Here is a 762-nt window from a genome sequence, read left to right as displayed (position 1 = left end):
GGATGTATCATATCCGTGACCGTGTATGGCTAGCCAATAGGGCTGCACTCGGATTAATGCATCTTGGATTCACCCCTCCGTTCACAGGTGACGAAAATCTGAATCCGCACTGGTATCAGATCGACCCTCAATTGATTAACGAGATATGGGCGTATACAGCACCGGGAATGATTTCATATGCTGCAGGAAAAAGTGATTGGGCGGCCCGTATCACAAGCGATTCGTGGGCGGTATCTCCCACTGTCCTATATGGTGCAATGTACGCTGACGCTTTTTTCTGCAAGGATATCCGCAAACTGATTACACGAGCCTTGAAAGAACTACCTGCTGATGACAGATATGCGATAGCTGTAAAAGAGATGATTGCTTTATATGACAAATATCCTAAAGATTGGGTAAAAGCACGTCAAATCATGGCTAAAAAATATTACATAGATGAACCAGCCATGACAAAAACAATCTGGAATGCTAATCTGAACGGATTATGCGGGATTTTGGCTATGTTGTATGGCGAAGGAGATTTCCAACGGACATTGGATTTAAGCTGTGCAATGGGATTTGACTGCGACAATCAGGCAGCCACTATCTCCGGACTTCTAGGAGTAATGTATGGTGCAAAGTCTCTTCCCGAAAGTTTGACTAAACCTATCGAAGGATGGGAAAAACCCTTCAACGACCGGTATATCAATATCACCAGGTTTGATATGCCCGATGCTTCCATTGAAGACATGATTGAACGTACTTACAACAAAGCAATCGAAC

1 protein-coding gene is annotated in these 762 nt (G+C 43.8%); it reads left to right on the top strand.

Annotated elements, in window-relative coordinates; translation table 11 throughout:
- Positions 1-762 (top strand): ADP-ribosylglycohydrolase family protein (locus tag AB5935_RS26175; protein ID WP_368327892.1); only part of this gene is annotated, 762 nt, incomplete at both ends.

This window comes from Phocaeicola sp. RTP21198st1_B8_RTP21198_201120 (assembly GCF_040929485.1).
In the GTDB taxonomy this organism is placed as follows: domain Bacteria; phylum Bacteroidota; class Bacteroidia; order Bacteroidales; family Bacteroidaceae; genus Phocaeicola; species Phocaeicola dorei.
This window is presented reverse-complemented; position numbering and strand designations above follow the sequence as displayed.